We start from the raw sequence: 20,450 nt of genomic DNA, 5'->3' as shown, positions 1-20,450 counted from the left end.
GCGCACCCTGGTCTCCATGCCCCGCAAAGCCGTTTCCGAATCCGTTGCCGATGCCGATGCCGCCCCGGGCGGCGCGGCTGCGGTGGACCGCGCTCTGAGCCTGATGGCGGCTTTCCGCCAGGGCGACGGGCCGCTGGCTCTGACCGAGCTGGCCACGCGCACCCGGCTGTACAAGAGCACGGCGCTGCGTCTGCTGGCCTCGCTCGAGCATGCGCGCTGGGTGCAGCGCCTGGACGACGGCCGCTATGCCATCGGGCCCGAGGTGGGGCGGCTGCATGCGCTGTATGCCGCCTCGTTCTCGCTCGACCGTGTGGTGCTGCCCGTGCTGCGCGAGCTGGTGGCCGCCACGGGCGAGAGCGCGGCCTACCACGTGCGCCAGGGCGATGCGCGGCTGTGCCAGTTTCGCGTGGACTCGCCGCACCCGATCCGCGACCACATCCGTGCGGGCGACCTGCTGCCGCTGGACCGGGGCACGGGCGGGCGGGTGCTGGTGGCCTTCGACGGCGCGCTGTCCAACTCCCTGGGCCGGCACGACCGCGCGCTCTACGCGCGCATCCGCGCCGACGGCTACCTGGCCAGCGTGGGCGACCGGCTCAGCGAGGTGGCGGGCATCTCGGCACCCGTGTTTGCCGCCGATGGCACCGTGGCTGCTGCCGTCACGCTGACCATGCCGGCCCACCGCTACGACGAGCGCTACGTGAAAAGTGTGCTCGAAGCAGCGCGCAGCCTCAGTGGGCAGATAGGGTGAAGCTATTTCTTCAACGGTAGGTGGTGAGGTGGATATTGGTCTCGGTGCCCCGGATGCCCGAGATCAGCCGGATGCGTTCGAGCACCTGTGCCAGCTCGGCCATGCTGCCTGCCTCCAGCTCGGCCAGCAGGTCCCAGCGGCCGTTGGTGTCGTGCAGCGTGGCCACCCCGGGCTCACCCAGCAGGCTGGCCACGACCTGGCGCGACTGGTTGCCTTCGACCAGCACGCCCATCCAGGCACGGATGCGGTCGGGCTCGGCTTCGGGCCGCAGCTTGACGGTGTAGCCCACGATCACCTGGCTGTCTTCCAGCTTGCGGATGCGGTTGGTCACGGTGCCTCGGGAGACGCCGAGCTTGTGCGCCAGGTCGGCGACGTTCATGCGCGCATTGCCACGCAGCAGGGCAATCAGGGAGCGGTCGAGTTCATCCATGGTGGTGATGCAGAAAGTGAGCAATGTCTGCCATTTTGACAATCAACCACGCATTTCGGTACATTTTTGCCGATTCACATTGCCTCGTGCCCGCTGGACACTGGATGCCACCGAACCGGAGACACCACCATGCGACACGACGCCACCCCCCACCACGCCAGCGCATCCACCCTCTACCTGAGTGCTCCTGAAGCGGTGGAGCTGATCCGGCGCAAGGGGCTCGCGGTCTGCCTTGCTGGCATTGCCGCCAACATCACCGAGGACTTCCTGCGCTGGGAGAGCTTCGACAAGTCGGCCCGGGTGGCCAGCTACTCGCCCGATGGCGCGATCGAGCTCATGCCGATTGCCGACGATGTGACCTACACCTTCAAGTACGTCAATGGGCACCCCAAGAACACGCGCCTGGGCCTGTCCACCGTGATGGCCTTTGGCGTGCTGGCCGATGTGGCCACGGGCACGCCGCAACTGCTCAGCGAACTGACCCTGACCACGGCCTTGCGCACGGCCGCCATGTCGGCCGTGGCCGCCAAGGCGCTGGCGCGGCCCGGCAGCCGGGTGATGGCGCTGATCGGCAATGGCGCGCAGAGCGAATTCCAGGCCCTGGCCTTTCAGCACCTGGTGGGCATCACCGAGGTGCGGCTGTATGACACCGACCCTGCCGCCACCGCCAAGCTGCAGGCCAACCTGCAGCCCTCGGGCCTGGTGGTGAAGGTGTGCGCGAGCACGGCCGACGCGGTGCGCGGCGCCGACATCGTGACCACCATCACGGCCGACAAAGCGCGCGCCACCATCCTCACCGCCGACATGGTCGAGCCCGGCATGCACATCAATGCCGTGGGCGGCGATTGTCCCGGCAAGACCGAACTGCAGGCCGAGGTGCTCACGCGCGGCCGGGTGTTCGTCGAGTACCCGCCCCAGACCCGCATCGAGGGCGAGATCCAGCAGATGCCGGCCGACTTCGCCGTGACCGAGCTGTGGCTGGTGCTGGCAGGCCGGGAGGCCGGCCGCGCGAGCGATGCCGAGGTGACGATTTTCGATTCGGTGGGTTTCGCCCTGGAGGACTTCTCGGCCCTGCGCTTCATGCGCGATGCAGCGCTGGAATTGGGCGTGGGCGAGCGCATCCAGCTGATCCCCGATCTGGCCAACCCCAAGGACCTGTTTGGCACCTTGCGCCAGGCCGGAGCAGGTGAGGCTGTTGTGCAGAGCTCGACGCACCGGCTTCAGGCCGTTGCCTGAGGCGACGAAAGCCTCACCAGCCCAGCGGCACCGGAGCGGATCCGGTGACCGGCGGGCTGCTCGGTGGAGGGTAACAGGCGAGGCCCAGTCCTGCCCCGGGGCCGCCGCTCAGTCGCGCCAGACCACGCTGCTGGCCGGGTCGGCGCGCGTGGTGCGGAATTGGTTGGCAGGGTGCGCCGGGTCGGCCAGGCCGAACGAGATGCCACAGACGATGGTGCGGTCCTCGCCGATGCCCAGCACCTCGCGCAGCACGCCCGGGTAGGAGGCCAGTGCCGCTTGCGGCACCGAGGCCACGCCCAGGCTGTGTGCGGCCAGCAAAAAATTGGCGACGTAGGCGCCGCAGTCCACCGCCCCGTAGACACCCAGCGCCTCGTCGCTGCTCACGATGGCCACGTGGGGCGCGCCGAACATGCTGAAGTTCTCGGCCGCCTGGCGCGCCGATGCCGCGCGGTCGCCCTTGGCGATGCCCAGAGCGTCGTACAGGCCGTAGCCGCATTCGCGCCGGCGCTCCTGGTACACGCCGCGGTACTCGCGCGGCCAGGGCAGGTCGGGCGCTGGTGGTGTGCTGGCAATGCGTTCCTGGAAGGCGGCGCGCAGGCGCGCGAGCGTCTCACCGCTGGCGATGTGCACCTGCCAGGGCTGGGCGTTGCACCACGATGCCGTGCGCTGCGCTGTTGCCAGGATGCGCTCTGTGGTGGCGCGGGGCAGTGGCTCGGGCAGGAAGGAACGGCAGCTGTAGCGTGTGCTCAGCAGCTCGTGCAAGGTGTCGGAGGCGGGCGTGGCCATGGAGGGATCAGGCCTTCTTTGCCTTGGTTTTGGCTGTGGGGGCCTTGGCGGGGGCTGCATCGTCGGCTGCCTTTTTTTTCGGCGCGGCCTTTTTGGCGGCGGGCGGGGGGGCGTTCAGCAGGGCATCGAGCTGTTCGCCGATTTCGCTCTCGATGCGGTCCTTGAACGCGCCGAACAGAAAGCCCAGTTGCGCCTTCATCTCGAACTGGTTCGCGTCCACCAGCAGCGTGCCCTTCACGCCGGAGCGGCTGAAGTGCAGCGTGTCCTCGGTTTCGCCCTCTTCGTAGGTGCATTCCATGTCGAATTTTTCCTCGGCCTTCTCGGCCCAGGAAAAGGCGACTTTGCGGGCCTGCTTGAAGCCTAGTTGGTGTTCGCGGTGGATATGGATGTCAGGCACCGGGGGTCTCCTGGTTGGGTAGCAATTGGCGCAGCGCTTCGTGGCGCTGTGCCTGGGGTTGTTCACTCAGTACACGGACCGCATCATAGAACCGGTGCCAGTCGCGCCCCTCGCGCTCGAAGATGGCTTCAAAGGCGGGCACGAGCTCGTTGTAAGCCGCCTGGGCCGCAAAGCTGGCATTGTTGGCGCTGGCCACCCAGCGGTCGTAGCCGGCCGTCTGGGCCGGCGTGGCCTGCCAGCGCTCGCGCAGGGCCGCATAGTCGGCGCGAAAGGACTGCATGGCAGCGGCTTTTTGTGCCTGCCGGTCGGGTGCATCGCCCTGCGCATAGATCCTGGCCAGGCGTTCGCGTGTGGCCTGGGTCAGTGCGCGGAACTCGCGCCGGCGCGCCTCGCTGGCCACGAAGGCGGTGCTGGCCTGGGGCGTGGCCTGCTGGGCCAGCCAGCGTGCGCTGCCCAGCCGCTCCACGGCGGTGGCGAACGATTCATTGAACAGGGTGTCGCCCTTGGCGTAGACCACCTGGTGCGCCAGCTCATGGAACAGCAGGCGCACGAATTCGCCTTCGGGCCAGCCGATGAAGGTGCTCAGCAGCGGGTCGCCCCCGGCCCAGTTCATGTAGCCCAGGGTGGAGTAGGCCGGCACGCCATAGACCTCGACCTCCAGGCCCTCCTGCGCCAGGCGTGCGGCTTCGGCCTTTGCATCGGCCTCGTCGAAGTAACCCCGGTAGCCGATGCAGCCCGTGACCGGGAAGCACCAGGTGTGCAGCGTGAGCGAATAGGGCGGCGCGGCCACCACATTCCACACGGCGGCGGGCCGCTTCAAGTCCGCATAGCGGCGGTAGCTCGGGTTGTCGGGCAGGCCCAGTTCGGTCACCGCGAAGGCGCGGGCGCGCTGGGCCAATTGCAGGCGCTCGCGCAGCGGCAGGGGGATGTCGGTGCGCGCGATCCAGTCCTCCAGCGGCTCGGCCGAGCGCATCAGCTGCACATGGCCGCGCACCGATTGCCAGTAGTAGCCTAGGGCATGGCCCTGGCTGGCGCAACCGGCCAGGGTCAGGCTGGCAATGAGTGCCGACAGGGCGGCCCAGGGGCGGGTCCGGAGGGAGCGGGGAGCGAATGGCTGTGGCATATCCTTGTGGACCAGTTTAGGGCCTGTCAGCAGCATGGCGGATGGAATTCCTAGAATCCCGTCCATGACCGAAGCCACCGCCACCCCCGAGATTCCCGACGGCCTGTTCGCCGACGACGCAGGCTGCCCGCGCTGCACCTGGTGCCAGGCCACGCCGGTGTACCGCCACTACCATGACAACGAGTGGGGCTTTCCGGTGGCGGACGACCGGCGCCTGTTCGAGAAACTGTGCCTGGAAGGCTTCCAGTCCGGCCTGAGCTGGCTCACCATCCTGAACAAGCGCGAAGGCTTCCGGGCCGCGTTCGCGCAGTTCGATGCAGTGCAGGTCGCAGAGTTCACCGAGGCTGATGTGGAGCGCCTGGTGCAGGACGCAGCCATCGTGCGCCACCGGGGCAAGATCGCCTCGACCATCAACAATGCCAAGCGCGTGCTGGAGCTGCGCCAGGAATTCGGCTCGCTCGCCCACTACGTCTGGCGCTACGAGCCGGCCCCAGGCGAGCGGCCTGGGCGCATCACGCGCGAGGTGGCGCGCACCTTCATCACCTCGCCCGGCTCGGTCGCCATGTCCAAGGACCTCAAGAAGCGCGGCTGGAGCTTCGTCGGCCCGACCACGGTGTATGCCTTCATGCAGGCCATGGGCCTGGTCAACGACCACCTCGAAGGCTGCCATGCGCGCGAAAAGGCGCTCAAGGCGCGAGCGGATTTCACCCCGCCGGGGCGCTGACCAGGCCCGGCCAGCCTGGCAGCCTTTCCAGGGCCTGCAGCAACTGCCGGCCCGCCGCGTCCAGGCTGGTGTCGTTGCGCACCTCGATGCCGGCCGTGCCCGGCGGCGCCAGAAAGCGCAGTGCGCGCTGCACGCGCTGCTCCACCTCGTCGGCGTTTTCCCGGCCCCGTGATTGCAGGCGCTGGCGCAGCACCTCGGGGCTGGCCGTGATGTGCACGGCCACCAGGTCCGGGTAGCGCGCCAGGGCTTCGGGCAGGTAGGCGCGCGAGCCATTGACCATCAGCCAGCGGCCCTGGACCAGTGGCGCCATCTCGGCATGGCGCACACCGTAGGCCAGGCCGTTGGCCTCCCAGTGCAGGGCAAACGCACCGGCGGCGCGCAGTGCGGCATGGGCGTCGGGCGTGGTGCTTTCATGCGCCTCGCCGCCGGGGCTGGCCGGGCGGCTGATGGTGCGCCGCGCCCACTGCACAGGCAGGCCGGCGGGCAGGTGCTGGCGCAGCCAGTCGAGCAGGCTGTCTTTGCCGGCACCCGAGGGGCCCATGAAGTACAGCAATTGCGCCGTGGTGCTCATGCGCCCAGCTCCAGGTGGTCCAGCAGCACGAAGTCGGCGCCCGGCGTGGGCTCAGCGAACAGGGCCAGGCTGCCAAAGCGCAGCGGCGGCAGGTCGGCAAAGAACTGATCGGCAGCGTCCTGCAACAGCTCCACGGTCTCGTCGTCCGCGTCCGCGAGCGAGCCGGTGAGCGACATGTGGAAGCGGAACTCCTCCAGCACGAAAGGGTAGCCCCACTGCTGCAGCAGTGCATCCTGCCGGGGCGTGAGCCCGGCGGCGCGTCGGCGTGCCAGGTCCCCGTCCGACAGCGCTGCGGCCAGGGGCTGCAGCTGCGTCACGCAGGCCGCAGCGGCAGCCTGGATCTCGGCGTTGGCCGGATGCGACGGCGTGGGCACCAGCGCCAGGAAATCGTCGATGCGCTCGACCTGCATGGGCGGCATGCTGAAGGGGCGCAGGCTGCTGGCCAGGGTCTGCACCGCATGGTGCAGCGTGAGCCAGTCCGCCCCCGGTGCGAGCGCGAATGGCGCCTTGAGCGTGGCGTGCCAGCCGTAGCGGCGTGGCGCGGCGGTCAGGCGTTCCAGTTCGTCCCGGGCCACGCCGTGGATATCCAGTTGCTGCATGGGCTGCAGCAGGGCGGCGCAGCGGCCCAGCCAGTGGCTGCCCGCAAGCCAGGCCAGGGTGCCGGGGTTGGGCGCGAAGTACACCGCATAGCGGTGGTGGGCGGCGGTGGGGGAGGGGGTGCTACTCGTCGTCATGGGTGATGGTGAGTTTGACGCGGTCGCCCGCAAACCAGGCGCGTGCCCATTCGATGGGCGTGCCGGCCAGGTCCACGTTCAGGCTCTCGACCAGCAGCACCGGGCGCGTGGCAGGCTGGCGCAGCTCGGCGGCCACGGCGGCATCGGGCAGCTCGGCCGTGATGCGGCTTTCGCGCCGGGTGTAGTCGGCCACGCCGTGCGCGGTGAAGCCGGCCGTGATGGAGCCGGTCTCGCGCACCACGGCGGCCAGGCCCTCGAAGCGGGGCAGGGGAAAGTAGCGCTCGCTCACGTGCAGCGGCTGGCCCTCGGCCTGGCCGATCACGCGCAGCTGCAGAAGCGGGCTGCGGGCGGGCACCTGCAAGGCCGTGGCCAGTGTGGCCGTGGCACGCACCGTCTGCTCCTGCAGCACCACCAGGCTGCCGCGCAGGCCGGCCTGGGCCAGGCCCTGCTGGTGGCGCACGCGCTTGCCCAGCGCCAGGTCCACCGCGAAGTCTTCCACATAGGTGCCACTGCCCTGGGTGATGCGCACCAGCCCCTGGCTGCACAGGCTGGCCAGCGAGCGGCGGATGGTGTGGCGGTTCACGCCGAACTGCTCGGCCAGTGCGTGCTCCGAGGGCAGGCGCTGGCCCGGGGGGTAGATGCCGCTGCCGATGGCCTCGGCCAGCTCGGCCGCGATGCGGGTCCAGAAGCTGTCGCGTGCCGGGCGTGCCGTGCGTGCGGTAAGGGCGGGATTTGCAAGAACTTGTGTGCTGGTGGTGGCTGTCATGAAACCTACATGCGCGCTGTCTAAGCTGGCGCCAGTTGTTCAATTTGTCTATACAACTTAAAGAGTACCACCTCCATGTTTCAAGCCTTTGACAATCCGGGCCCGGGCCGCCCGCTCTCGCGGGCGCACTGGATGGCGCTGCTGGCCCGTGCGCCCATCGACATCCTGGAGCCCGCGCTGCATGAGCACGCCGCACTGCCCGCCCGCTGGCTGCGTGCCCCCGAAACCGGGCTGATGATGGTGCAGGGCCGCGCTGGCGGCACCGGCGAGCGCTTCAACCTGGGCGAGGTCACGGTCACCCGCTGCGCACTGCGCGTGGAAGTGGATGGAGCCGATGGCGGCGAGCCCACCGTGGGCGTGGCCTACGTGCTCGGCCGATCGCACCGCCAGGTGCAACTGGCCGCCCTGGCCGATGCGCTGCTGCAGGACCCTACGCGCCAGGCGGCGCTCGACACCAGCCTGCTCGACCCCATCCGCCGCCAACTGGCGCAGGCGCAGGCCGAGCGCCAGGCCCGCACGGCCAGCACGCGGGTGGACTTCTTCACGGTGGCCCGCGAAAGCGGCAGCAACGACGACAGCGACGAGGACCAGGAATGAGCGCCACCCCCACCACTTCCCTGTCCGCCCTGGGTGCGGGCTTCTCCAGCGAGGCCCTGGGCAGCCAGGGTGTGTTCCGCGCCGTGCTGCAGGCCCTGTCACAGCCAGGCGCCCCGGTCGCCATCGTGCACGATGCCGAAGTGCCCGCCACCGGGCACGCGGCCTCGGCCGCCGTGCTGCTGGCCCTGCTCGACAGCGAATGCACGCTGTGGCTTTCGCCCCGGCTCGCATCCAGCCAGGCCGGTATGTGGCTGCGCTTTCACACCGGCTGCGTGCTGGTCGATACCCCCGAACAGGCGCGCTTTGCCTGGGTGGCTGCGGGCGATGCGGTGCCTGCCCTGGCCCGCCTGCAGCGCGGCAGCGACGAATACCCCGACCAGTCCGCCACCTGCGTGATCGACGTGGCCGTGTTGGCCCCGGCCGTCGAGGGCGCGGGCGCCTGGCGCCTCACGGGCCCCGGCATCCGCGGTGCGCAGCACCTGCACGCCGCCGGCCTGCCAGAGGAATTCTGCGCGCAGTGGGCTGACAACCACGGCGCCTTCCCGCGCGGGGTGGACGTGGTGCTGGCCACGGCCAGCCACATCACCGGCCTGCCGCGCACCACCTGCATCGAACCATCCACCGTAGAGGCCTGAAGCGCATGTACGTTGCCGTCAAGGGCGGGGAAGCCGCCATCCTCAACAGCTACCGCCTGCTGGCCGAGCAGCGCCGGGGCGACACTGCCGAGCCCGAGCTCTCGGTGGCGCAGATCCGCGCGCAGCTCAAGCTCGCCGTGGACCGCGTGATGACCGAGGGCTCGGTCTACGACCCCGAGCTTGCGGCGCTGGCCATCAAGCAGGCCTCGGGCGACCTGGTCGAGGCCATCTTTTTGCTGCGCGCCTACCGCGCCACGCTGCCGCGCCTGGGCACCACCGAACCGCTGGACACGGCGCGCATGGTGCTCACCCGGCGCATCTCCGCCACCTTCAAGGACCTGCCTGGCGGCCAGGTGCTGGGCCCCACCTACGACTACACCCAGCGCCTGCTCGACTTCACGCTGCTGGCCCGGGGCGATGCGGCGGCTGCGGCGGGCGCTCCCGCGCCGCTGACCGATGCGCCGGCCACCACCCCGCGCGTGGTGGACCTGCTCAACCAGGAAGGGCTGATCGAGACCCGTCCCATCCCCGAAGGCGACCCGGCCCCTGCCGACCTCACGCGCGAGCCACTGCGCTTTCCGGCCAACCGCGCCACGCGCCTGCAGAACCTGGCACGCGGCGACGAGGGCTTTCTGCTGGCCATGGCGTATTCCACGCAGCGCGGCTATGCGCACTCGCACCCCTTCGTGGGCGAGCTGCGCCTGGGCACGGTGGCGGTGGAGATCGTCCCTGAAGAGCTGGGCTTTGCCATCTCCATCGGCGACATGGAAATCACCGAGTGCGAAATGGTCAACCAGTTCGCGGGCAGCAAGCACCAGCCGCCGCAGTTCACCCGTGGCTACGGCCTGGCCTTCGGCCACAGCGAGCGCAAGGCCATGGCCATGAGCCTGGTGGACCGCGCACTGCGCGCCGACGAACTGGGCGAGCCGGTGGAGTCGCCCGCGCAGATGCAGGAGTTCGTGCTCTCGCACAGCGACAGCCTGGAGGCCTCGGGCTTCGTGCAGCACCTGAAGCTGCCGCACTACGTGGACTTCCAGTCCGAGCTGGAACTGGTGCGCCGCATGCGCGCCGCCGCGGCGGCCAACCCCTTTGACGAAACCACCTTGGGAGACGACGCATGAACGCGCCCCACGAGCCCGCGCTGATGGGCCTGCCCGCCGATGCCGCGCCCACCGACGGCCATTTCAACTTCGCCTACCTGGACGAGCGCACCAAGCGCATGATCCGCCGGGCCATCCTCAAGGCCGTGGCCATCCCCGGCTACCAGGTGCCCTTCGGTTCGCGCGAGATGCCGCTGCCCTATGGCTGGGGCACGGGCGGCATCCAGGTCACGGCGGCCATCATCGGGCCGGACGACTGCCTCAAGGTCATCGACCAGGGCTCGGACGACACCGTCAATGCGGTCAACATCCGCCGCTTCTTCGAGCGCACCACGGGCGTGGCCACCACCACGCGCACCACCGAGGCGACGCTGATCCAGACGCGCCACCGCATCCCCGAGACGCCGCTGGCCGAAGGCCAGGTGCTCGTCTACCAGGTGCCAGTGCCCGAGCCCATGCAGCGCCTGGAGCCGCGCGAGACCGAGACGCGCACCCTGCACGGTCTGGCCGAGTACGGACTCATGCATGTCAAGCTCTACGAAGACATCGCGCGCTACGGCCACATCGCCACCACGTACGACTATCCGGTGCTGGTCAACGGCCGCTACGTGATGGCGCCGTCGCCCATCCCCAAGTTCGACAACCCCAAGATGCACATGAACCCGGCGCTGCAGCTCTTCGGCGCAGGCCGCGAAAAGCGCATCTACGCCGTGCCGCCCTACACGCCGGTGGAGAGCCTGGGCTTCGAGGACCACCCCTTCGAGGTGCAGCGCTGGGATTGCGCCTGCGCCCTGTGTGGCGCCACTGACAGCTTCCTCGACGAGGTCATCACCGACGACCAGGGCACGCGCATGCACGTGTGCTCCGATTCGGACTATTGCCAGGAGCGCCAGGCTGCAGCGGTGGCGAGCGCGTCCGAAGGGGCTCCGGCATGAGCACGGTGACCCTGCGCGAGGCCACCGAGGCCGACCTGGACGAAGTGCTGGCCTTGTACCAGGGCATCGAGGACAGCCCCGAGCAGGTGCTCAGCCTGGCCGAGGCCAGGGCCCTGCTCGCTCAGTTCCGCGCCTACCCGAGTTACCGCCTCTGGGTGGCCTGCGAGAGCGCCGAACCCGGTGCCGATGTGGTCGGCACCTATGCGCTGCTGGTGATGCACAACCTGGCCCACCGGGGGGCCCCCTCGGCCGTGGTCGAGGACGTGGTGGTTGCCGCCGACCGCAAGGGCCAGGGCATTGGCCGCCAGATGATGGCCCACGCCGTGCAGCAGGCGCGCGAGGCCGGTTGCTACAAGCTGGCCCTGTCGTCCCACCGCAAGCGCGCCGATGCGCATGCCTTCTATGAATCCCTGGGCTTTGCGCAGCACGGCCTCAGTTTCTCGATCGAGCCTTGACATGGACGCCACCCTTTCATCCCCCACCCCCCTGCTCAGCGTGCGCGGCATCAGCAAGCGCTACGGCCAGCGCGTGGCGCTGCAGGACGCCTCGTTCGACCTGTGGCCCGGCGAGGTGCTGGCCGTGGTCGGCGAGTCCGGCTCGGGCAAGTCCACCCTGCTCAACGCCGTGGCCGCACGCAGCCGGCCCGATGCAGGCAGTGTGCAGTTCCAGGGCCGCGATGGCAGCCTGCAGGACGTGCTCGGCATGAGCGAGGCGCAGCAGCGCCTGCTGGCCCGCACCGACTGGGGCTTCGTGCACCAGAACGCGGCCGACGGCCTGCGCATGGATGTGTCGGCCGGCGCCAACGTGGGCGAGCGCCTCATGGGCCTGGGCGAGCGCCACTACGGCCGCCTGCGCGCCACCGCCACCGAATGGCTGCAGCGCGTGGAGATCGATGCCAGCCGCATCGACGACGCGCCGCGCGCTTTCTCCGGCGGCATGCGCCAGCGCCTGCAGATCGCGCGCAACCTGGTCACCCAGCCGCGCCTGGTGTTCATGGACGAACCCACGTCGGGGCTCGACGTGTCCGTGCAGGCGCGCCTCCTGGACCTGCTGCGCCAGCTCACGCGGCAGATGCAGCTGGCGGCCATCGTCGTCACCCATGACCTGGCCGTCGCCCGCCTGCTGGCGCACCGCATGGTGGTGATGCAGCGCGGCCGCGTGGTCGAGTCGGGCCTGACCGACCAGGTGCTCGACGACCCCCAGCACCCCTACACCCAGCTCCTCGTTTCCTCGGTACTGCAACCATGATGATGAACACCCACCCCCCCATCCTGGAGCTCAAGGGCGTGGCCAAGCGCTTCACCCTGCACCACCAGAACGGCATCGAGCTGCCCGTGCTCGGCAATGTGGACCTGACCGTCGGCGCGGGTGAATGCGTGGTGCTCGACGGCCCCTCGGGCATGGGCAAAAGCACGCTGCTGAAAATGATCTACGCCAACTACCGCGCCAACGCGGGCAGCATCACCGTGCAGCCCGCCAGCGGCCCGGCGGTGGACGTGACCCAGGCCAATCCGCGCGCCCTGGTGCAGCTGCGCCGCGACACGGTGGGCTACGTGAGCCAGTTCCTGCGCGTGATACCCCGTGTGAGCGCGCTCGACGTGGTGGCCGAACCCCTGGCCGAAGACGCGGGCGACGACGCCCACGCACTGGAAGCCGCGCGCGAGACCGCGCGCCAGTGGCTCACCCGCCTGAACATTCCCGAGCGCCTGTGGCACCTGCCGCCCGCCACCTTCTCGGGCGGCGAGCAGCAGCGCATCAACATCGCGCGCAACATGATCAAGCCCAAGCCCTTGCTGCTGCTCGATGAGCCCACGGCGTCGCTCGACGCGGCCAACACCGACACGGTGATCGCCCTGGTCCGCGAGGCGGTGGAGCGCGGCGTCGCGCTGGTCGGCATCTTCCACGATGCGCATGTGGGCGCCGCCGTCGCCACGCGCCGCGTGAACGTGGGTGACTTCCGCGGGGTGGCAGCATGAGCGCTGCTGCCGTCTTTCACAACGCCCGCATGGTGCTGCCCGGCGAGGTGGTGCAGGGCTCGCTCTCGGTGCAGGGCGGGCGCATAGCCGCCCTGGCCTCGGGCGGCACCGCCGCGCTGCAGGGCATCGACCTGGGCGGCGACTACCTGCTGCCCGGCCTGGTGGAGGTGCACACCGACAACTTCGAGCGCCACCTGATGCCGCGCCCCAAGGTGCAGTGGGCCGAGATGCCGGCGCTGCTGGCACACGACGCCGAGATCGCCGCCGCCGGCATCACCACCGTGCTCGACGCGCTGGGCGTGGGCGAGGCCGACGTGGACAGCCTGCGCGGCAGCGCCTGGAACCGCGTGCTCGACACCATCGACACCTGCACCGAGCGCAACCTGCTGCGCGCCGACCACCACCTGCATGTGCGCTGCGAACTGCCCGCGCCCAACACCATCGACCTGTTCGGCCCCTTCCACGGCCACCCGCGCCTGTCGCTGATCTCGCTGATGGACCACACCCCCGGCCAGCGCCAGTGGGAGAACATCGAGCAGGCACGCACCTACTACACCGGCAAGAAGGGCTGGAGCAGCGAGAAGTTCGAGCGCCAGGTGCAGCATGCCGCCACCCTGCAGGCGCAGTACGCCGAGCCGCACCGTGCCTACTTCGTGGACTACTGCCGCACGCACGGCATCGCGCTGGCCAGCCACGACGACACCACGGTGGCGCATGTGGAGCAGGCCCATGCCGAGGGTGCTGGCATGTCCGAGTTCCCGACCACGCTGGCGGCGGCCCAGGCTGCGCGCGAGCGCGGCCTGCTCACCGTCATGGGCGGGCCCAACGTGGTGCGCGGCGGCTCGCACTCGGGCAATGTGGCGGCGGCCGACCTGGCGCGCCAGGGCCTGCTGGACATCCTATCGTCCGACTACGTGCCCGGCAGCCTGCTGAGTGCCGTGATGCGCCTGGTGCACGACGGCATCCTCACGCTGCCCGAGGCCGTGGCCACCGTCACGCGCAACCCGGCACGCGCTTCGGGCATGCCGGACCGGGGCGAGTTGTCGCCTGGCCTGCGTGCCGACCTGGTCCAGGTGCACATGGCCGAGTTGCCCGACGGATCGCAGCAGGCCGTGGTGCGCGGCGTCTGGCGCGAAGGGCAGCGCGTGCTCTGAACGCAGCCCGACATGCAAATTTCCCGCAACTGTCAAAGCACTGTCACAGCCATCTTCCACACTGCACTTGTATAGACGACTTGGAATCTGCCATGCCCATCGCCCTGCGTATCGAACAACTGAACAAGCACTTCGCCAACGGCAAGCACGCGCTGCGCGACATCGATCTCACGGTGCATGCCGGCGAGATGGTGGCGCTGATCGGCGCCTCGGGATCGGGCAAGTCCACGCTGCTGCGCCATGTGGCCGGCCTCGTGGTGGCCGATGGCGACAGCCGCTCGCTGATCGAGGTCGATGGCCGCTGCGTGCAGCAGGGCGGTCGCATCCACCGCGACATCCGCAAGGTGCGCTCGCAGGTGGGCTTCGTGTTCCAGCAATTCAACCTGGTCGACCGCTTGCCCGTGATGATGAACGTGCTGGTGGGCATGCTGCACCGCACGCCGAAGTGGCGCGGCTGGCTGCGCGTGTTCCGCCCGCACGAGCGTGCCCTGGCACTCGAGGCCCTGGCCCGCGTGGGCATTGCCGACTGCCATGCGCAGCGTGCCTCCACCCTCTCGGGCGGGCAGCAGCAGCGCGCCGCCATTGCGCGCACCCTGGTGCAGGGCGCCAAGGTGGTGCTGGCCGACGAACCCATCGCTTCGCTGGACCCCGAATCCTCGCGCAAGGTCATGGACATCCTGGCGCGCATCAACCGCGAGGACGGCAGCACCGTCGTCGTCTCGCTGCACCAGGTGGACGTGGCCATCAAGTACTGCCCCCGCGTGGTCGCGCTGCACCAGGGCCGCGTGGTGTACGACGGCCCCTCGGCCGCCCTCACACCGGCGCTGCTGCGCGAGCTCTATGGCGTGCAGGCCGATGAAATCCTGGCCGGCGCCTTGCCGCTGGCCGCAGTCCCCACACCCGCGCAGCAGCCAGCTGCCGGCTGGGCGCAGCAGCCCCTGGCCCAGGCCGCCTGAGGCGCATCCGCTTTCCCCCTCCGCTTTCGCTTTCCTTCCAACCGCTTTCACCCTTCAGGAGCCATCCATGATCAAGAAACTGTGCACAGCCCTGGCCCTCGGCCTGGGCATGACCACGGGCGCCTTCGCCCAGGACATCAACTTCGGCATCATCTCGACCGAGGCCACGCAGAACCTCAAGGCCGACTGGCAGCCCCTGCTGGACGACATGGCCAAGCAGACGGGCCTGAAGGTCCGCGCCTTTTTCGCCCCGGACTATGCCGGCATCATCGAAGGCATGCGTTTCAACAAGGTGCAGGTGGCCTGGCTGGGCAACAAGTCGGCCATGGAAGCCGTGGACCGTGCCAACGCCGAAGTGTTCGCGCAGATGGTGAACGCCGACGGCACCCAGGGCTACTACTCGCACCTCATCGTGCACAAGGACAGCCCCCTGGCCACGCTGGACGACGTGCTCAAGAACGGCAAGTCGCTGAGCTTCGGCAATGGCGACCCCAACTCCACCTCGGGCTTCCTGGTGCCCGGCTACTACGCCTTTGCCCAGAACAAGATCGACGCCAAGACCCATTTCAAGGTCGTGCGCAGCGCCAACCATGAGACCAACGCCCTGGCCGTGGCCAACAAGCAGGTCGACGTGGCCACCAACAACAGCGAAAACCTCGACAAGATCAAGGACCGCCAGCCTGAGAAGTTCAAGGACATCAAGATCGTCTGGACCTCGCCGCTGATCGCGCTCGACCCGCTGGTCATGCACAAGGAACTGCCCGAGGCCACCAAGACCAGCCTCAAGAACTTCTTCTACAACTACGCCAAGACCGATGCGCGCGAGAAGGAGATCGTCATGAAGATCTCCAAGCTCTCGGGCTTCAAGCCGTCGACCAACGCGCAGCTCATGCCCATCCGCCAGCTCGACCTGTTCGGCAAGCGCAACAAGATCGAGGCCGACGCCACCCTGGCCGATGGCGACAAGAAGACCCGCCTGGCCGAGATCGACCAGCAACTGGCCTCCCTGAAGTAAACAAGTAAGCAAACACGCAACGCGTCCGGCCAGCCCTCACCATGTCTTCTGCACTGACCCCCTCGCTCGCGACCCTGGCGAGCACCACTGCGCCCAAGCGCAGCCTCGCCTGGTACCTGTCCTGGGGCATCCTGCTGCTGGTGTTGGCCGCGTCCTGGGAGGGCGCCGACATGCGCCCGCTCGATCTCATCAAGGACTCGGGCAACATGGCCCGGTACGCGTCCGAGTTCTTCCCGCCCAACTTTGGGCAGTGGCAGATCTACGTGCAGGAGATGCTGGTCACCCTGCAGATCGCGCTGTGGGGCACGGCGCTCGCGGTGGTCACCGCCGTGCCGCTGGCACTGCTGGCCTCGTCCAACATCGCGCCCTGGTGGGTGAACCAGCCGGTGCGCCGCGTGCTCGACGCCTGCCGCGCCATCAACGAGATGGTGTTCGCCATGCTCTTCGTGGTGGCCGTGGGCCTGGGCCCGTTCGCCGGCGTGCTGGCGCTGTGGATCCACACCACGGGCACGCTGGCCAAGCTGTTCTCCGAAGCCGTGGAGGCCATCGACCCGCAGCCCGTGGAGGGCATCCGCTCCACGGGGGCGAGCGCCCTGCACGAGATCATCTATGGCGTGATCCCGCAGGTGATCCCGCTGTGGATCTCCTACACGCTCTACCGCTTCGAAGCCAATGTGCGCTCGGCCTCGGTGGTTGGCATGGTGGGGGCCGGTGGCATCGGCGTGGTGCTGTGGGAGATCATCCGCGGCTTCCAGTACGCCGAGACCTGCGCCGTGATGCTCATCATCGTGGTGACTGTGAGTCTGATCGACCTGGTCTCCGCCCGCATTCGCAAGACCATGATCTGAGGCTTCCCACCATGGCACTGACCCAGCACGACATCGCCCTGCTGCTCACCGAGCGCGGCCAGAAGCAGTACGGCCGCGAGGCCGTGAGCCAGCTCGACCATGCGCTGCAATGCGCCCACCTGGCCGAGGAAGCCGGTGAGACTCCCGCTACCGTCGTCGCGGCCCTGTTGCACGACCTGGGCCACCTGCTGGCGCCCGCCGCGGCCGAGCACGAGGCCCGTGCACCGCGCCACGACGACCTGCACCAGTACGTGGCCCTGCCGTTCCTGCGCGGCGTGCTGCCCGAGGCGGTGCTGGAGCCCATCCGCATGCACGTCGACGCCAAGCGCTACCTGTGCGCGGTGGATACCGGCTACTGGGCCTCGCTCTCACCCGCGTCGCAGCACAGCCTGGAGCTGCAGGGCGGCGCCTACGGCCTGGTCGAATGCGCCCGGTTTGCCGAGCAGGCCTTTGCGCAGGAGGCCATCCGCCTGCGCCGCTACGACGACCTGGCCAAGGTGCCCGGCCGCGCCACGCCGCCGCTGCCGCACTACCTGGCGCTGATGGAGCGCGTGGCCTCTGCGGAGTGAGCAACGAAGGCGACGGGTGCCTTCTACGGATTTGCATTCGGCCGTATAACTAGGCGGGGAGCCGCAGACAGTGCTTTGGCACGGCAAGGCGAACCAACGACATTAGACGGTTGAAGGCAAATCCGTATCAGCGGAATTCCGGAATGTCGGGCACCGATCCCCACATGCAGAACGACGTGGGGTGGAACGGGAACTGGCGCGGCGGCGCATCCGGGTCGGTGACCATGCGCACGCCGCTCGAAAACTCGTAGACCATGCCGTCCGGCCCTTCGAAGTAGAGAAACATTGCGCCCGAGGTCGGGTGCTTGCCCGGGCCGAACACCACGCGCACGCCGCGCGATTGCAGCAGATACCAGGCGCGCATCAGGTCGTCGATCGACGCCACCTGGTGGTTGATGTGCTGCACGCCTGCGTAGGCCGACGGAAACAGCGCGATCTTGTGGTGCACCTCGTCGATGCGCAGCAAGGGGGCGGCGCCGATGCGGTCGCTGACCTTGGCGCTGAGCACCGTGGTCCAAAAGCGCTCGTCGCGCGCCGGGTCGGTGCTACGCAGCCCCACGTGCGAAAAACCGGTGTTGCCCGTGTCGCGCGTCGGAAAGAAGCGCACCCCGCTGTGGAAGGGCGCGACCGCCAATTCGATGGCGTTGCCGCTCGGGTCCTTGAAGCCGATGAAGGCCTGCACGCGGCGCTGCTCGCACTCATCGGCCCGGCCCTCGCGCACCGCATGGCCCAGGCGTTCGAGCTCGGCGGCGGCGGATTGCAGCGCGTCCATGGACGCGACCTCGAAACCGGTGGTGTGGTCCGCAGGGTCGCCGTCGAAGTACACCAGCGTCTGCTCGCGCGCATCGCTGCGAAAGCCCACCGCCCTGCCCTGCCGGGGCGGCCCGTAGCGCTGCCCTTCGCGCAGGCCCAGGATGTCGCTGGCGTAGCGGCAGGCGCCATCGAGGTCACGCGTGCCCAGGCGCACGTAGCTGATGTCCTTGAGTGCAATCATTGTCGTTCTGTCTCCGTCATTCTTGTGCCAACCAGTGCGTTGCTAGTCGAGCTTCAACTTGGCATCGGCGATCACGCGGCTCCACAGCTGGGTCTCCCGGCCAATGTACTCGCCGAACCCGTCGGGCGTCTGGTCGAAGCGGTTGTAGCCCAGCGTGCGGTAACGGTCGGTGAGGTCCGGTGTGGCCAGGATCTCGGTGATGTCCGCCGCGATCTTCTCGCGCAGGGGTTTGGGCGTGTTGCGTGGCGCGAACAGGCCGAACCAGGCGTTGGCCACGAAGGCCTTGGCCTGTGCCGAGGCGGCCATGCCGGGCACCCCGGGCGCAAACGGTGAGGGCTGCGGCGCCGCCACGCCCACGAAGCGGATGCGGCCCGACTTCTCCATGGGCCCGGCGCTGGCGATGCTGCCCAGCGCCCACTGCACCTCGCCGGTGGCCACGGCCGCGAACAGCTGCGGGATCTCCTTGTAGGGTACATGGGTCATGCGCGTGTTGGTGGCGGCCAGCAGGCGCAGCGCGCCCAGGTGGCCGGGGCTGCCCAGCCCCCACGAGCCGTAGGTGACGCGCTCCGGCGCGGCCTGGGCGGCCTGCACGATGTCGTCGATGGACTTGAACGGGCTGTCCTTGGCCACGGCGACGAAGAAGTCGGTCTGCAGCGTGGGGCGGATCGGGGCGAAGTCGCGCTGCGGGTCGTAGGGCAGGCGGCTGTACAGGTGCACGTTGGAGGTCAGCATGCTGCTGTCCAGGTGGATCAGCTCATGGCCGTCCGATGCGGCGCTGCGCGTCGCGTTGAAGGCCACCACGCCGTTGCCACCGGGCTTGTTGTCGACGATGACCGGCTGGCCCCAGCGGCGCGACAGTTGCTCGGCCACCAGGCGCAGCGAAACATCGGGCCCGCTGCCGGTGGAGGCTGCGGTGGTGATCTTGATGGGCTTGGAAGGCCAGGTGTTCGCCATCGATGGCGTGGCGTGCAGCCAGGCGGCGGTGCTGCCGGCGCCCAGCACCAGGGCCTGGCGGCGGGACAAGGGGGAAGAGGGGGCCTGGGTTGGGCTGGCGCCGCAAAGGGGTTTCATGGATCGGTTTCCTTGTGTGTGCGCCGGGACATGTGAGGGCGCCTTACTTTTGTACTGGTGCACTGCCCTGCTGAACAGAGGCAACACCAGCAAAACCGATTGAAAAGCCGCTTAAATCGTGCCCTGGTCCGCGTATTTTGTGAACAGCTTCAAGAATGCTTCAGCGGCCATTGAAAATGGCCGTGCGCGGGTGCACAGCGCGACGATTTCACGCGTCACCACGGGGTCGGTCAGCGGCACCGAGACCACGCGCTGCCCGTCGACCCGCGACAGGCTGTAGGCCGGCAGCACCGAGACCCCGAGGCCCGCCGCCACGAGTCCTACGGCGGTCTGGATGTTGGCCACCTCGAACGCGGGCTTCAGGCGCAGCGTGAGCTGGCCCAGGGTCTGGTCGGCCAGCCGGCGCAGGCCCGTGTTCGAGGTCAGCAGGATCAGGCTCTGGTCCGTGAGGTCGCCCCAGCTCGCTTCGCGGCGCTCGGCCAGCGGGTGATCGGGGCTGCAGGCCAGCACCAGCGTGTCCTTGTAGAGCACCTGCGAGACCAGGTCCGTCGAGGCCAGGTCGGCGGTGCAGATGCCGAAGTCCGACTTGCCCTCGCGCACGTGCGCCACGACCTGTTCCACGGGTGCATCCACCAGGGTCACCGTGACGTTGGGGAAATGCTCGCGAAAGCGCGCAATGACCTCGGGCACCAGGCTGGCCGCCAGCAGCGGCGAGGTCACGACCGAGAGCCGCTCGCTCTTGCGCCGCTTGCTTTCCTGCAGCGTCTGCAGGCCCGAGTCGAGTGCAAAGAACACGTCGCGCACCGTGGGCAGGAACTGGCGGCCGGCCTCGGTCAGCTCGATGCGGCGCGTGGTGCGCTCGAACAGGCGCACGCCGAGTTCTTCCTCCAGCGTGCGCACGAGCATCGACAGCGCCGATATCGTCAGGTGCATGCGTGCCGCAGCCCGGGTCATGGTGCCTTCATGCGCCACGAGCCAGAAGGCGCGCAGCTGGCGCAGGCTGAGGTTGGAGGGGTTGTCCAGAAGATCCATGGCGCGATTGTGTCGGCAAACTTCAAAGTCCTTCAAAATTATGCGATTGCCCG

The 20,450-nt window shown here is 68.9% G+C and carries 25 protein-coding genes; 15 read left to right on the top strand and 10 right to left on the bottom strand.

Features of this window, described 5'->3' with window-relative positions; genetic code table 11:
* Positions 1-16 precede the first annotated feature (16 nt).
* Positions 17-748 carry an IclR family transcriptional regulator gene (locus U5N23_RS17605; RefSeq protein WP_322594074.1) on the top strand — a complete coding sequence of 244 codons (732 nt, stop codon included), beginning with the start codon at positions 17-19 and terminating at the stop codon, positions 746-748.
* Positions 749-758: 10 nt separating this feature from the next.
* Here U5N23_RS17605 and U5N23_RS17600 read toward each other — a convergent pair whose 3' ends face one another.
* Positions 759-1,178, bottom strand: a complete 420-nt coding sequence (locus tag U5N23_RS17600) for an Lrp/AsnC family transcriptional regulator (RefSeq protein ID WP_322594073.1) — start codon at positions 1,176-1,178, stop codon at positions 759-761.
* 129 nt (positions 1,179-1,307) lie between these two features.
* Here U5N23_RS17600 and U5N23_RS17595 point away from each other — a divergent pair, with 129 nt between their 5' ends.
* Positions 1,308-2,414 carry an ornithine cyclodeaminase gene (locus U5N23_RS17595; protein WP_322594072.1) on the top strand — a complete coding sequence of 369 codons (1,107 nt, stop codon included), beginning with the start codon at positions 1,308-1,310 and terminating at the stop codon, positions 2,412-2,414.
* Positions 2,415-2,522: 108 nt separating this feature from the next.
* Here U5N23_RS17595 and U5N23_RS17590 read toward each other — a convergent pair whose 3' ends face one another.
* Genes U5N23_RS17590 through U5N23_RS17580 form a run of 3 tightly spaced genes read right to left on the bottom strand, consistent with a single transcriptional unit; the run spans position 2,523 to position 4,720 of the window.
* Entirely contained in the window at positions 2,523-3,200 is a 678-nt protein-coding gene (locus U5N23_RS17590) for a nitroreductase (RefSeq protein WP_322594071.1), read from the bottom strand.
* Between the two features lie 7 nt (positions 3,201-3,207).
* Complete coding sequence (locus tag U5N23_RS17585; protein WP_322594070.1) at positions 3,208-3,597, bottom strand: polyhydroxyalkanoic acid system family protein; 390 nt, start codon at positions 3,595-3,597, stop codon at positions 3,208-3,210.
* Positions 3,590-4,720, bottom strand: a complete 1,131-nt coding sequence (locus tag U5N23_RS17580; protein WP_322594069.1) for an aminopeptidase — start codon at positions 4,718-4,720, stop codon at positions 3,590-3,592. Before U5N23_RS17580 ends, U5N23_RS17585 begins: the two co-directional genes overlap by 8 nt.
* Positions 4,721-4,784: 64 nt before the next feature.
* Here U5N23_RS17580 and U5N23_RS17575 point away from each other — a divergent pair, with 64 nt between their 5' ends.
* Entirely contained in the window at positions 4,785-5,444 is a 660-nt protein-coding gene (locus tag U5N23_RS17575) for a DNA-3-methyladenine glycosylase I (protein ID WP_322594068.1), read from the top strand.
* Here U5N23_RS17575 and phnN read toward each other — a convergent pair.
* From phnN to phnF, 3 genes are read right to left on the bottom strand one after another with little or no spacing between them, the layout of a single operon-like run.
* The gene (gene phnN / locus U5N23_RS17570) at positions 5,425-6,015 is read right to left on the bottom strand and encodes a phosphonate metabolism protein/1,5-bisphosphokinase (PRPP-forming) PhnN (protein ID WP_322594067.1); all 591 of its coding nucleotides are present in this window, start codon (positions 6,013-6,015) and stop codon (positions 5,425-5,427) included. The two genes, U5N23_RS17575 and phnN, sit on opposite strands and share 20 nt — an antisense overlap.
* Positions 6,012-6,749, bottom strand: coding sequence for a DUF1045 domain-containing protein (locus tag U5N23_RS17565; RefSeq protein ID WP_322594066.1), 738 nt, complete (start codon positions 6,747-6,749; stop codon positions 6,012-6,014). The genes phnN and U5N23_RS17565 overlap by 4 nt, the downstream gene beginning before the upstream one ends.
* Positions 6,736-7,515 (bottom strand): phosphonate metabolism transcriptional regulator PhnF, encoded by a 780-nt coding sequence (phnF, locus tag U5N23_RS17560; protein WP_322594065.1) that lies wholly within the window; start codon positions 7,513-7,515, stop codon positions 6,736-6,738. Before phnF ends, U5N23_RS17565 begins: the two co-directional genes overlap by 14 nt.
* A 75-nt stretch (positions 7,516-7,590) precedes the next feature.
* On the opposite strand from phnF, the gene phnG reads away from it, so the two are divergent.
* The 12 genes from phnG to U5N23_RS17500 all read left to right on the top strand — a co-directional run bounded on the left by phnG (position 7,591) and on the right by U5N23_RS17500 (position 17,300).
* Positions 7,591-8,112: a phosphonate C-P lyase system protein PhnG gene (phnG, locus tag U5N23_RS17555; protein ID WP_322594064.1), complete on the top strand. Its 522-nt coding sequence runs from the start codon at positions 7,591-7,593 to the stop codon at positions 8,110-8,112.
* The gene (phnH, locus tag U5N23_RS17550) at positions 8,109-8,747 is read left to right on the top strand and encodes a phosphonate C-P lyase system protein PhnH (protein ID WP_322594063.1); all 639 of its coding nucleotides are present in this window, start codon (positions 8,109-8,111) and stop codon (positions 8,745-8,747) included. Before phnG ends, phnH begins: the two co-directional genes overlap by 4 nt.
* Positions 8,748-8,752: 5 nt before the next feature.
* Positions 8,753-9,868, top strand: coding sequence for a carbon-phosphorus lyase complex subunit PhnI (locus U5N23_RS17545; RefSeq protein WP_322594062.1), 1,116 nt, complete (start codon positions 8,753-8,755; stop codon positions 9,866-9,868).
* Positions 9,865-10,782, top strand: coding sequence for an alpha-D-ribose 1-methylphosphonate 5-phosphate C-P-lyase PhnJ (locus tag U5N23_RS17540; RefSeq protein ID WP_416208627.1), 918 nt, complete (start codon positions 9,865-9,867; stop codon positions 10,780-10,782). The genes U5N23_RS17545 and U5N23_RS17540 overlap by 4 nt, the downstream gene beginning before the upstream one ends.
* Positions 10,779-11,237: a GNAT family N-acetyltransferase gene (locus U5N23_RS17535; RefSeq protein ID WP_322594061.1), complete on the top strand. Its 459-nt coding sequence runs from the start codon at positions 10,779-10,781 to the stop codon at positions 11,235-11,237. Before U5N23_RS17540 ends, U5N23_RS17535 begins: the two co-directional genes overlap by 4 nt.
* A gap of 1 nt (position 11,238) precedes the next feature.
* Positions 11,239-12,030 (top strand): phosphonate C-P lyase system protein PhnK, encoded by a 792-nt coding sequence (phnK, locus tag U5N23_RS17530; protein ID WP_057199862.1) that lies wholly within the window; start codon positions 11,239-11,241, stop codon positions 12,028-12,030.
* Positions 12,027-12,758, top strand: coding sequence for a phosphonate C-P lyase system protein PhnL (gene phnL, locus U5N23_RS17525; RefSeq protein ID WP_322594060.1), 732 nt, complete (start codon positions 12,027-12,029; stop codon positions 12,756-12,758). Before phnK ends, phnL begins: the two co-directional genes overlap by 4 nt.
* Positions 12,755-13,912 carry an alpha-D-ribose 1-methylphosphonate 5-triphosphate diphosphatase gene (locus U5N23_RS17520; RefSeq protein ID WP_322594059.1) on the top strand — a complete coding sequence of 386 codons (1,158 nt, stop codon included), beginning with the start codon at positions 12,755-12,757 and terminating at the stop codon, positions 13,910-13,912. The genes phnL and U5N23_RS17520 overlap by 4 nt, the downstream gene beginning before the upstream one ends.
* Positions 13,913-14,004: 92 nt before the next feature.
* The gene (gene phnC / locus U5N23_RS17515; protein ID WP_322594058.1) at positions 14,005-14,868 is read left to right on the top strand and encodes a phosphonate ABC transporter ATP-binding protein; all 864 of its coding nucleotides are present in this window, start codon (positions 14,005-14,007) and stop codon (positions 14,866-14,868) included.
* A 67-nt stretch (positions 14,869-14,935) separates the two neighbouring features.
* The gene (phnD, locus tag U5N23_RS17510) at positions 14,936-15,883 is read left to right on the top strand and encodes a phosphonate ABC transporter substrate-binding protein (RefSeq protein ID WP_322594057.1); all 948 of its coding nucleotides are present in this window, start codon (positions 14,936-14,938) and stop codon (positions 15,881-15,883) included.
* 41 nt (positions 15,884-15,924) lie between these two features.
* Positions 15,925-16,731, top strand: a complete 807-nt coding sequence (gene phnE, locus U5N23_RS17505; protein ID WP_322594056.1) for a phosphonate ABC transporter, permease protein PhnE — start codon at positions 15,925-15,927, stop codon at positions 16,729-16,731.
* 11 nt (positions 16,732-16,742) lie between these two features.
* On the top strand, positions 16,743-17,300 hold the full coding sequence (locus U5N23_RS17500) for a phosphonate degradation HD-domain oxygenase (RefSeq protein ID WP_322594055.1): 558 nt from the start codon (positions 16,743-16,745) through the stop codon (positions 17,298-17,300).
* 127 nt (positions 17,301-17,427) lie between these two features.
* On the opposite strand, the gene U5N23_RS17495 is transcribed toward U5N23_RS17500, so the two are convergent.
* From U5N23_RS17495 to U5N23_RS17485, 3 genes are all read right to left on the bottom strand, one after another.
* Positions 17,428-18,294, bottom strand: a complete 867-nt coding sequence (locus U5N23_RS17495) for a VOC family protein (RefSeq protein ID WP_322594054.1) — start codon at positions 18,292-18,294, stop codon at positions 17,428-17,430.
* Between the two features lie 42 nt (positions 18,295-18,336).
* Positions 18,337-19,365 (bottom strand): tripartite tricarboxylate transporter substrate binding protein, encoded by a 1,029-nt coding sequence (locus U5N23_RS17490; RefSeq protein WP_322594053.1) that lies wholly within the window; start codon positions 19,363-19,365, stop codon positions 18,337-18,339.
* Positions 19,366-19,476: 111 nt separating this feature from the next.
* Entirely contained in the window at positions 19,477-20,397 is a 921-nt protein-coding gene (locus U5N23_RS17485; RefSeq protein WP_322594052.1) for a LysR family transcriptional regulator, read from the bottom strand.
* Positions 20,398-20,450: the final 53 nt, after the last annotated feature.

This window comes from Acidovorax sp. (genome assembly GCF_034519795.1).
Taxonomy (GTDB): Bacteria; Pseudomonadota; Gammaproteobacteria; order Burkholderiales; family Burkholderiaceae_C; genus Acidovorax.
Note: the sequence above shows the minus strand (reverse complement) of the source record. Positions and strands in the feature narration are given on the sequence as shown.

Coding starts and splice junctions, on each gene's coding strand:
- phnD (WP_322594057.1), top strand. CDS start 14,936: ATGATCAAGAAACTGTGCACAGCCCTGGCCCTCGGCCTGGGCATGACC.
- U5N23_RS17485 (WP_322594052.1), bottom strand. CDS start 20,397: ATGGATCTTCTGGACAACCCCTCCAACCTCAGCCTGCGCCAGCTGCGC.
- phnG (WP_322594064.1), top strand. CDS start 7,591: ATGTTTCAAGCCTTTGACAATCCGGGCCCGGGCCGCCCGCTCTCGCGG.
- U5N23_RS17500 (WP_322594055.1), top strand. CDS start 16,743: ATGGCACTGACCCAGCACGACATCGCCCTGCTGCTCACCGAGCGCGGC.
- U5N23_RS17605 (WP_322594074.1), top strand. CDS start 17: ATGCCCCGCAAAGCCGTTTCCGAATCCGTTGCCGATGCCGATGCCGCC.
- U5N23_RS17580 (WP_322594069.1), bottom strand. CDS start 4,720: ATGCCACAGCCATTCGCTCCCCGCTCCCTCCGGACCCGCCCCTGGGCC.
- U5N23_RS17520 (WP_322594059.1), top strand. CDS start 12,755: ATGAGCGCTGCTGCCGTCTTTCACAACGCCCGCATGGTGCTGCCCGGC.
- U5N23_RS17490 (WP_322594053.1), bottom strand. CDS start 19,365: ATGAAACCCCTTTGCGGCGCCAGCCCAACCCAGGCCCCCTCTTCCCCC.
- phnE (WP_322594056.1), top strand. CDS start 15,925: ATGTCTTCTGCACTGACCCCCTCGCTCGCGACCCTGGCGAGCACCACT.
- phnF (WP_322594065.1), bottom strand. CDS start 7,515: ATGACAGCCACCACCAGCACACAAGTTCTTGCAAATCCCGCCCTTACC.
- U5N23_RS17575 (WP_322594068.1), top strand. CDS start 4,785: ATGACCGAAGCCACCGCCACCCCCGAGATTCCCGACGGCCTGTTCGCC.
- U5N23_RS17565 (WP_322594066.1), bottom strand. CDS start 6,749: ATGACGACGAGTAGCACCCCCTCCCCCACCGCCGCCCACCACCGCTAT.
- U5N23_RS17595 (WP_322594072.1), top strand. CDS start 1,308: ATGCGACACGACGCCACCCCCCACCACGCCAGCGCATCCACCCTCTAC.
- phnK (WP_057199862.1), top strand. CDS start 11,239: ATGGACGCCACCCTTTCATCCCCCACCCCCCTGCTCAGCGTGCGCGGC.
- U5N23_RS17545 (WP_322594062.1), top strand. CDS start 8,753: ATGTACGTTGCCGTCAAGGGCGGGGAAGCCGCCATCCTCAACAGCTAC.
- U5N23_RS17590 (WP_322594071.1), bottom strand. CDS start 3,200: ATGGCCACGCCCGCCTCCGACACCTTGCACGAGCTGCTGAGCACACGC.
- U5N23_RS17600 (WP_322594073.1), bottom strand. CDS start 1,178: ATGGATGAACTCGACCGCTCCCTGATTGCCCTGCTGCGTGGCAATGCG.
- U5N23_RS17540 (WP_416208627.1), top strand. CDS start 9,865: ATGAACGCGCCCCACGAGCCCGCGCTGATGGGCCTGCCCGCCGATGCC.
- phnN (WP_322594067.1), bottom strand. CDS start 6,015: ATGAGCACCACGGCGCAATTGCTGTACTTCATGGGCCCCTCGGGTGCC.
- phnC (WP_322594058.1), top strand. CDS start 14,005: ATGCCCATCGCCCTGCGTATCGAACAACTGAACAAGCACTTCGCCAAC.
- phnL (WP_322594060.1), top strand. CDS start 12,027: ATGATGATGAACACCCACCCCCCCATCCTGGAGCTCAAGGGCGTGGCC.
- phnH (WP_322594063.1), top strand. CDS start 8,109: ATGAGCGCCACCCCCACCACTTCCCTGTCCGCCCTGGGTGCGGGCTTC.
- U5N23_RS17495 (WP_322594054.1), bottom strand. CDS start 18,294: ATGATTGCACTCAAGGACATCAGCTACGTGCGCCTGGGCACGCGTGAC.
- U5N23_RS17535 (WP_322594061.1), top strand. CDS start 10,779: ATGAGCACGGTGACCCTGCGCGAGGCCACCGAGGCCGACCTGGACGAA.